Source organism: Rubrivivax gelatinosus (assembly GCF_016583785.1).
Lineage (GTDB): Bacteria > Pseudomonadota > Gammaproteobacteria > Burkholderiales > Burkholderiaceae_C > Rubrivivax > Rubrivivax gelatinosus_B.
In genome coordinates this window covers 1-8,534 of record NZ_NRRU01000153.1, presented here as the reverse complement: position 1 = coordinate 8,534, position 8,534 = coordinate 1, and the positions used below count along the sequence as shown (strand labels likewise).

General features: G+C 71.9%; 6 protein-coding genes. 1 reads left to right on the top strand and 5 read right to left on the bottom strand.

Features of this window, described 5'->3' with window-relative positions:
- A partial coding sequence (gene mltB / locus CKO43_RS24070) for a lytic murein transglycosylase B (RefSeq protein WP_200380233.1) occupies positions 1-930 on the top strand: 930 nt, incomplete at its 5' end.
- Between the two features lies 1 nt (position 931).
- On the opposite strand, the gene CKO43_RS24065 is transcribed toward mltB, so the two are convergent.
- The 5 genes from CKO43_RS24065 to CKO43_RS24045 form a co-directional block, all read right to left on the bottom strand.
- Positions 932-1,894 carry an alpha-E domain-containing protein gene (locus CKO43_RS24065; RefSeq protein ID WP_200231911.1) on the bottom strand — a complete coding sequence of 321 codons (963 nt, stop codon included), beginning with the start codon at positions 1,892-1,894 and terminating at the stop codon, positions 932-934.
- A 19-nt stretch (positions 1,895-1,913) separates the two neighbouring features.
- Positions 1,914-3,350 carry a circularly permuted type 2 ATP-grasp protein gene (locus CKO43_RS24060; RefSeq protein ID WP_200231910.1) on the bottom strand — a complete coding sequence of 479 codons (1,437 nt, stop codon included), beginning with the start codon at positions 3,348-3,350 and terminating at the stop codon, positions 1,914-1,916.
- Between the two features lie 18 nt (positions 3,351-3,368).
- Entirely contained in the window at positions 3,369-4,286 is a 918-nt protein-coding gene (locus tag CKO43_RS26380) for a transglutaminase N-terminal domain-containing protein (protein ID WP_200231909.1), read from the bottom strand.
- On the bottom strand, positions 4,283-6,826 hold the full coding sequence (locus tag CKO43_RS24050) for a circularly permuted type 2 ATP-grasp protein (protein WP_200380232.1): 2,544 nt from the start codon (positions 6,824-6,826) through the stop codon (positions 4,283-4,285). The genes CKO43_RS26380 and CKO43_RS24050 overlap by 4 nt, the downstream gene beginning before the upstream one ends.
- Positions 6,827-6,851: 25 nt before the next feature.
- Positions 6,852-8,534: transglutaminase family protein (locus tag CKO43_RS24045; protein ID WP_242481334.1), on the bottom strand; the 1,683-nt coding region annotated here is incomplete at its 5' end.

The following is an 8,534-nucleotide window of genomic DNA, read 5'->3' as shown; positions in this document are numbered from 1 at the left end:
CTGCACGGTCTCGAGGCGGCGCAGCTCGCGCAGGCGCGCCGCCTCGAGACCGTGCAGCGCCTGGTGATGCCGCCGCCGGCCGGCACCGCCAAGGACTGGGCCGCCTACCGCGCACGTTTCGTCGAGCCGCGCCGCATCGCCGCCGGGCTGGCCTTCTGGCAGCAGCACGAGGACGCGCTCGCACATGCCCAGGCGCGCTGGGGCGTGCCGCCGCAGATCGTGGTCGGCATCATCGGCGTAGAGACCTTCTACGGCCGCATCATGGGGCGCTTTCGCATCGTCGACGCGCTCGCGACGCTGGCCTTCGACTTCCCCGGCGGGCGCAGCGACCGCAGCCCCTTCTTCCGCCGCGAACTGGAGGAGTTCCTGGTCTGGGCGCAGCGCGAGGGGCTGGACGCGCAGCAGGTGCGCGGCTCCTTCGCCGGCGCCATCGGGCTGCCGCAGTTCATGCCCAGCAACCTGAACCGGCTGGCGGTCGACTTCGACGGCGACGGCCACGTCGACCTGGGCGGCAACGGCGTCGACGCCGTCGGCAGCGTCGCCAACTTCCTGGCCGCCCACGGCTGGCAGCCGGGGCTGGCGGCAACACATGCGGTGGCGCCGCCGGTGGACACGGCGGCGCGCGCGCGGCTGCTGGCGCCCGACATCGAACCCAGCTTCACGCCGGCCGAGTTCGCCGCCGCCGGAGCCGAACTCGACGCCGGCGGCCGCGCCCACGCCGGGCTGCTGGCGCTGGTCGAACTGCAGAACGGCGCCGCGGCGCCAAGCTACGTCGCCGGCACCGCCAACTTCCGCGTGCTCACGCGTTACAACGCCTCGTCCTACTACGCGATGGCGGTGCTGGCGCTGGGCGACGCGGTCGCCCAGGCGCGCGCGGCGACACTCGCCGCCGCGGCCGCCGACCCGGCGGCGAGCGCGGCGCCGAACTGAATCAGGCGGCCACCGGCACCAGGAAGTCGCGGCCGATGCCGGCGCCGAGGTCGTTGACGCGGTCCATGAACTGCGTCAGGTAGGCGTGCAGCCCGGTGGCGAGGATCTCGTCGATGCGCCCGTACTGCAGGTCGGCCTGCAGCCGGCCGGCGCGGCGCAGCGTCTCGGCGCTCTGCTGATTCGCCACCGGCTCGAGGTTGGCGACGACCTCGTTCATGCAGGCAGCCAGCGAGCGCGGCATGTCCGGGCGCAGGATCAGCAGCTCGGCGACACGTTCCGGGCGGATCACGTTGCGGTAGACCTTGCGGTAGATCTCGAAGCCGGAGACCGAGCGCAGGATCGCGCTCCAGTGATAGAAGTCGACCTCCTGCGTCTCCTTGACGTTGCCATTGCCGAAGTACTCGGAGGACAGCGCGTGGTACTTCACGTCGAGCAGGCGCGCGGTGTTGTCGGCGCGTTCGAGGAAGGTGCCGACACGCAGGAAGTGCATGGCCTCGTCCTGCAGCATGGTGCCGACGGTGACGCCGCGCGACAGGTGCGAGCGGTACTTGACCCACTCGAAGACGGTGCTCGGGTCGCGCTCGAAGCGGCCTTCCTTGAGCAGCCGGTTGAACTCGAGCCAGGTCTGGTTCTGCGTCTCCCAGACCTCGGTCGTCAGCGCACCGCGCACCGCACGCGCGTTCTCGCGCGCCGCGCGCAGGCAGCACAGGATGCTCGACGGGTTGGTCTCGTCGCGCACCATGAAGTCCATGACGTTGCGCGGCGTGAGCTCGCTGTACTTCTGCTGGAAGCTCCAGCTCAGCTCGCTGATCGACAGCAGCCCCTGCCAGCCCTGCTCGGCCATGTCGGCCGACTGCGGCAGCAGCGAGGTCTGGTAGTTGACGTCGAGCATGCGGGCGGTGTTCTCGGCGCGCTCCATGTAGCGCGCCATCCAGAACAAGTGGTCGGCGGTTCGAGAGAGCATCTTGTTCCTCCTGCGCGCGTCAGTCCTCGAGAACCCAGGTGTCCTTGGTACCCCCGCCCTGCGACGAGTTGACGACCAGCGACCCTTCCTTCAACGCCACGCGCGTCAGCCCGCCGGGCACCATCTGCACCGTCTTGCCCGACAGCACGAAAGGCCGCAGGTCGATGTGGCGCGGCGCGATGCCGCGCTCGACATAGGTCGGGCAGGTCGACAGCGCCAGCGTCGGCTGGGCGATGTAGTTGGACGGGTTGGCCAGCAGCTGGGCGCGGAAGGCCTCGATCTCGGCCTTGCTCGCCGCCGGGCCGACGAGCATGCCGTAGCCGCCGGCGCCGTGCACTTCCTTGACGACGAGTTCGCCCAGGTGCGCGAGCACGTGATCCAGGTCGCCGCGCTCGCGGCAGACCCAGGTCGGCACGTTGTGCAGGATGGGTTTTTCGCCGAGGTAGAACTCGACCATCTTGGGCACGTAGGGGTAGACGCTCTTGTCGTCGGCGATGCCGGTGCCGATGGCGTTGGCCAGCGTCACGTTGCCGGCGCGGTAGACGTCCAGCAGCCCGGCGCAGCCCAGCGTCGAGTCGGGGCGGAAGGCGCGCGGGTCGAGGAAGTCGTCGTCGACGCGGCGGTAGATCACGTCGACACGTTTCGGGCCCTGGGTCGTGCGCATGTAGACGAAGCCGTCGCGCACGAACAGGTCCTGGCCCTCGACCAGCTCGACGCCCATCTGCTGGGCGAGGAAGGCGTGTTCGAAGTAGGCGCTGTTGTACATGCCCGGCGTCAGCACGACGACGACCGGATCGTCGGCGGCACCCGGCGCCACCTCGCGCAGCGTCTCCAGCAGCAGGTCGGGATAGTGCGCGACCGGCTCGATGCGGTGGCTGGCGAAGAGCTCGGGGAAGAGCCGCATCATCATCTTGCGGTTCTCGAGCATGTAGCTCACGCCGCTGGGCACGCGCAGGTTGTCCTCGAGCACGTAGTAGGCGCCGCTGCCGTCGGCCTTGGCGGCACGCACGATGTCGATGCCGGAGATCAGCGAATAGACCTGGCCCGGCACGTCCACACCCATCATCTCGGGGCGGAACTGGCTGTTGCGCAGGATGAGGTCGGCGGGCACGACGCCGGCCTTCAGGATCTCCTGGCCGTGGTAGACGTCGTGCAGGAAGCGGTTGAGCGCGGTGACACGCTGCGCCAGGCCCGCCTCCAGCTCGCGCCACTCGGCGCCGGGGATCACGCGCGGGATGACGTCGAAGGGGATCAGGCGCTCGGTGCCGGCGCCGTCTTCGTCCTTGGCGCCATAGACCGCGAAGGTGATGCCGACGCGGCGGAAGATCATCTCCGCCTCGCTGCGGGCCGACTGCATTGCCTCGGGCGGCTGCTGCCGCAGCCAGCGTTCGTAGGTCCGGTAGTGCGACCGCACCGTGCCGTCGGCGGTGCTCATCTCGTCGAAGCTGGGCTTCATCGCTGGAATCGCTCCTCTTCAGCAGGGATTAGCAACAACCGGACCCACGAGCCGTGTGGTCACGCCCACGGCCAGGGTGTGGCGGCCGCCGCCGCGGATCACGCCGCGCAGCGGCGTGACGTCGCCGAAGTCGCGCCCGACGGCGACACGCACATGGCCGCTGCCGGGCACGAGGTCGTTGGTCGGGTCCAGGTCGAGCCAACCGCCGGCGACGCCGGGTGTGTCCGGACACCAGACCTGCACCCAGGCGTGCGAGGCGTCGGCGCCGACCATCGCCGTGCCGTCCTCGGGGCCGCGTGTCAGCAGGTAGCCGCTGACGTAACGCGCCGGCAGCCCGTGCATCCGCAAGGCGCCGGCCATCAGGTGGGCGAAGTCCTGGCAGACGCCGCGGCGCTGGGCGAAGGCCTGGGCCAGCGGCGTGTCGACCTCGGTGCTGCGGCTTTCGTAGTCGAAGTCGGCGTGCAGCCGGTGCATCAGCGCGATGGCCGCCTCGGCCACCGGACGCGCGGGCGTGAACACCGGTGCAGCCCAGTCGCGCAGCGCCTCCAGGCGCGGCACGAAAGGCGACGGCAGCGCGAACTCGCCCGCAGGCTCGAAGGGCGAACGGGCGACGTAGCGCAGGCGCGCCGCCAGCGCATCCCAGGCAGGTGAGCGTTCCGGCCGCAGCGCGGCAAAACGGGCTGCCAGCCGCACCCGGCTGGTCGAGCGCACCAGCAGCGCGGCATGCGGCCGCAGCAGCGTGAAGTGGCACTGCGGATTGCCGAAGGCGTCGCAGGAGTCGCGGCGCTGCTGCGGCGCCGGGGCGATCTCCAGCTCGTGGCCGAGCAGACGCTGCCCGGCGTCGTCCAACGGCTGCAGATGCGCCAGGTGATGCGCCAGCGTCACCGGCGCGGCGTAGTCGTAGCGCGTTTCGTGCACGACCTCGAGTTCGTTCACACGCGTTGGTCCTGTCCGTGGGCGAGGGTGAAGAAGCGCACGCCGATGTCGTCGGCCAGCGCCAACGCCGCCGCGCGCAGCGACACCGACAGCGCCAGCAGGCGCTCGACGATGACGGCGTCGCTGGCGCCGCGCAGCGACTCCAGCGTCAGCCCGGCGCCTGCGGCCGGCAGCCGCGCCAGCAGCGGCGCGACGCCGGCTTCGTCCAGCGGCAGCTTGCGCAGCTCGGTGCGCAGCCGGCGCAGCACGCCGGCGTAGGCGCGCGGGTTGGAGTCGTCCAGCACCAGCAGGTCGGCCAGCGCCAGCAGATCCTCGTGGCGCTGGTAGCGCGCGCGGAAGGTGATCGCGCTGTCGAAGAGTTCGAGCAGCAGGTCGACGCCGGCGGCGCTGCCCTGGGCGCCGTGCTGCAGCAGCGCCTCCAGGCTGGCACTCAGGCCGACCAGGCGCTCCAGCAACCGGCCGACGGCGAGCAGCCGCCAGCCGTGGTCGCGTGTCATGCGGTCGGTCTGCACGCCGGTGACGGCCGCCAGCCGCAGCGCCAGCCGGTCCAGCGCCGGCAGCACCTCGGGCAGCGGCGGCGGCCGCGTCGGCCCGGCGGCGAACACGGCTTCGAAGGCTTCGCTCATCGAGCGGATCAGCCCCCACTGCTCGGACGACAGGCGCTCGCGCAGCGCCTGCGACGCACGCTCGAGCGCACGCAGGTTGAAGGCGACGCTGAAGGCGCCAGCGGCGTTGCCCAGGCCGCCGAGCAGCACCCGCTCGAAGCGGGTGGCCGACTGCTCCAGCGTCGGCACGCCCGGCGGCGCCAGGCCGCTGGCCACCGCCATCGCCGACAGCGCACGCTGCACCGCCAGGTCGGCGTCGCTCTCGGCGTCGATCTGCAGCAGCGTCGCACGCGCCAGCCGCACCAGGTGTTCGGTGCGTTCGGTGTAGCGGCCGAGCCAGAACAGGTTCTCGCCGGTGCGGCTGGACACCGGGCGCCGGCGTGCGGCGATGTCGTCGACTTCCAGCCGCCGCGGCAGCATCGAGAAGGTGTCGACCGGGCCCTCGCTCAGCACCCAGGTGTCCAGGCTGGAGCCACCGCGCTGCATCGACACCGACGCGTCCTCGCGCCGCGAGACGCGGGTCATGCCGCCCGGCAGCACGTGCCAGCGGCCACCACCTTCGGCGATTGCATACACACGCACCATGGCGGGGCGCGGATGGAGCGCCGCGCCGCCCCAGATCGGAGCACGCGAGAAACGCAGCCGGCCCTGAATGGTCCAGGCGTCGGGGTCGGACGCGACACCCTGGGCCGAATCGTGGATCTGCGACGTGCGCCCGCCGTGCGGGAAGGTGCTGCGCACCATCTTGCCGGCCAGGCGCTCGCGCACGTCGTCCCAGGCCGCGGTTTCGCCGCACCACCAGGTCGGCAGTGCCGGCATGCGCAGGGGCTCGCCCAGCAGGCGTTCGCAGATGCCGGGCAGGAAACCCTGGACCGCCGGCGACTCGAGAAAGGCGCTGCCGAGCGCGTTGGCCATCACCACGGTGCCGGCACGCGCCGCCTGCAGCAGCCCCGGCACACCCAGCGTCGAGTCGGGGCGCAGCTCCAGCGGGTCGCACCAGTCGTCGTCCAGGCGGCGCAGCAGCGCGTGCACCGGCTCCAGCCCCTGCACCGTCTTCAGGTAGACACGTTCGTCGCGCACCGTCAGGTCGCCGCCTTCGACCAGCGGCAGGCCGAGGTAGCGCGCGAGGTAGGCGTGTTCGTAGTAGGTCTCGCTGTACGGCCCCGGCGTCAGCAGCGCGACCCGTGGCGCGCTGCCGCCCGAGACCTCGCGCGCCGCCGCTTCCACCGTGTCCAGCAGCCGCCGGTAGCTGGCCGCCAGGTGCTGCACACGCAGTTCGCGGAAGGCGTCGGGGAACTGGCGCGAGACCAGCAGCCGGTTGTGCAGCACATAGCCCAGGCCCGAGGGCCCCTGCGTGCGCTGGGCGACGACCCACCAGCGGCCGTCGGGGCCGCGCGCCAGGTCGAAGGCGACGATGTGCAGGCGCAGATTGCCCGGCGGCCGGGAGCCGATCATCGGCCGCAGATAACCCGGATGGCGCAGCAGCAGCGCCGGCGGCAGCAGGCCTTCGGCGAGCAGGCGGCGCGCGCCGTAGACGTCGTCGAGCACACGTTCGAGCAGCGCCGCACGCTGCGTCACGCCGGCTTCGATCTGGGCCCAGTCGGCGGGCTCGATCAGCAGCGGCAGCAGCTCCAGCGACCAGGGCCGCATCGGCGCGCCCTGGTCGTCGAAAACGTTGTGCGTGACGCCGTCCAGCCGGATCTGCTGCGCGATCTGCAGGATGCGCCGGTCCAGGTCGGCGGCGAGTTCGCCGCCGGCGGGCTCGGGCATCCAGTCGGCGAAACGGCGCCAGGCCGGGCGCACGCTGCCGTCGCCGGCACGCAACTCGTCCCAGACGCCGGGTTCGGCCGGCAGCGCACGTTCGGCCAGCGTCGCCAGCGCACCGCCGGCGGCGGCGTCGGGGTCGAAAGGCAGCGTGCTCTGGGAGGCGTTCACCGGCGCGATCGTGCCACGGCCGCGCTCAGCGGCGCAGATCGAGCGTGAACGGGAACTCCAGGCTGGGCGCCGCCGGCTCGACCTTCATCGTGCCGGGCGTGTGGCCGAAGCGGAAGAAACGCGCCAGGCGCCGGCTCTCGGCCTCGTAGGCGTTGATCGGGAAGGTCTCGTAGTTGCGGCCGCCCGGGTGCGCGACGTGGTAGCGGCAGCCGCCGATCGAACGCTCCAGCCAGCGGTCGACGATGTCCAGCGTCAGCGGCGTGTGCTGCGGAATCGTCGGGTGCAGCGCCGACGGCGGCGCCCAGGCGCGGTAGCGCACGCCGCAGACGTATTCACCGGCGCGCCCGGTGGGCTGCAACGGCACCGCGCGGCCGTTGACGGTGACGACATGGCGGTTGTCGTTCAGCCCGCTGGCCTTGAGCTCCAGCCGCTCCAGCGACGAATCGACGTAGCGCACCGTGGTGCCGGCCGCGCCTTCCTCGCCCATCACGTGCCAGGGTTCGAGCGCGCAGCGCAGCGACAGCTTCACGCCCAGCGCCGCGACCTCGCCGATCGCCGGGAAGCGGAACTCGAAGTGCGGCGCGAACCAGGCGGCGTCGAAGCCGAAACCGGCGCGGCCGAGTTCGGCGAGCACGTCGTCGAAGTCCATCTGCACGAAGGTCGGCAGCAGGAAACGGTCGTGCAGCGCCGTGCCCCAGCGGGTCAGCCGCGTGCTGCCGCGGCCGGTGTAGGGCTGGCGCCAGAACCAGGCGACGAGCGCCCGCAGCAGCAGCTGCTGCGCCAGGCTCATGCGCGCATGCGGCGGCATCTCGAAGGCGCGCAGCTCCAGCAGCCCCAGGCGGCCGGTCGGGCCGTCGGGCGAGTACAGCTTGTCGATGCAGAACTCGCTGCGGTGGGTGTTGCCGGTGACGTCGATCAGCAGGTTGCGCAAGCTGCGGTCGACCAGCCACGGCGGCACCGCGCCAGCGTCCTCGGCGATGCGACGCTCGAGCTCGGCCAGCGCGATCTCCAGCTCGTAGACCTGGTCGTTGCGCGCTTCGTCTATGCGCGGCGCCTGGCTGGTCGGGCCGATGAACAGGCCGCTGAACAGATAGCTCAGGCTCGGGTGGTTGTGCCAGTAGGCGAGCAGGCTGGCGAGCAGGTCGGGCCGGCGCAGGAACGGGCTGTCGGCCGGCGTCGCGCCGCCGAGCACGAAGTGGTTGCCGCCGCCGGTGCCGGTGTGGCGGCCGTCGAGCATGAACTTCTCGGTCGACAGCCGCGTGCGGTGCGCGGCGTCGTAGAGGAACTCGGTGTGGTCGACGAGTTCGGCCCAGTCCTTGGCGGGGTGGATGTTGACCTCGATGACGCCCGGGTCGGGCGTCACCGCCAACGTCTTCAGGCGCACGTCGCGCGGCGGCGGGTAGCCTTCGAGCACGACCTTGACGCCGAGTTCGGCGCAGGTGGCCTCGACCGCGGCGACGAGTTCGAGGTAGTCCTCCAGATGCTGCAGCGGCGGCATGAAGACGTAGAGCACGCCGCCGGCGCCGCCGCGTTCGGCCTCGGCCTTGGGGCCGTTGGCGCGCTGCGGGTCGCGCACTTCGACGCAGAGTGCGGTGCGGGTGATCCAGCCGGCCGACTCGTGGCGTTGCGGCCTGGCGTCGGGGTCCCGCGGGTGGGGCTGGACGGGGATGCGGGCGGCGGCTTGGTCTCCCTCTCCCGCGGCACGGAC

Excerpts from the sequence above, each read along its gene's own strand:
- CKO43_RS24065 (WP_200231911.1), bottom strand. The coding sequence starts at position 1,894 with ATGCTCTCTCGAACCGCCGACCACTTGTTCTGGATGGCGCGCTACATG.
- CKO43_RS24060 (WP_200231910.1), bottom strand. The coding sequence starts at position 3,350 with ATGAAGCCCAGCTTCGACGAGATGAGCACCGCCGACGGCACGGTGCGG.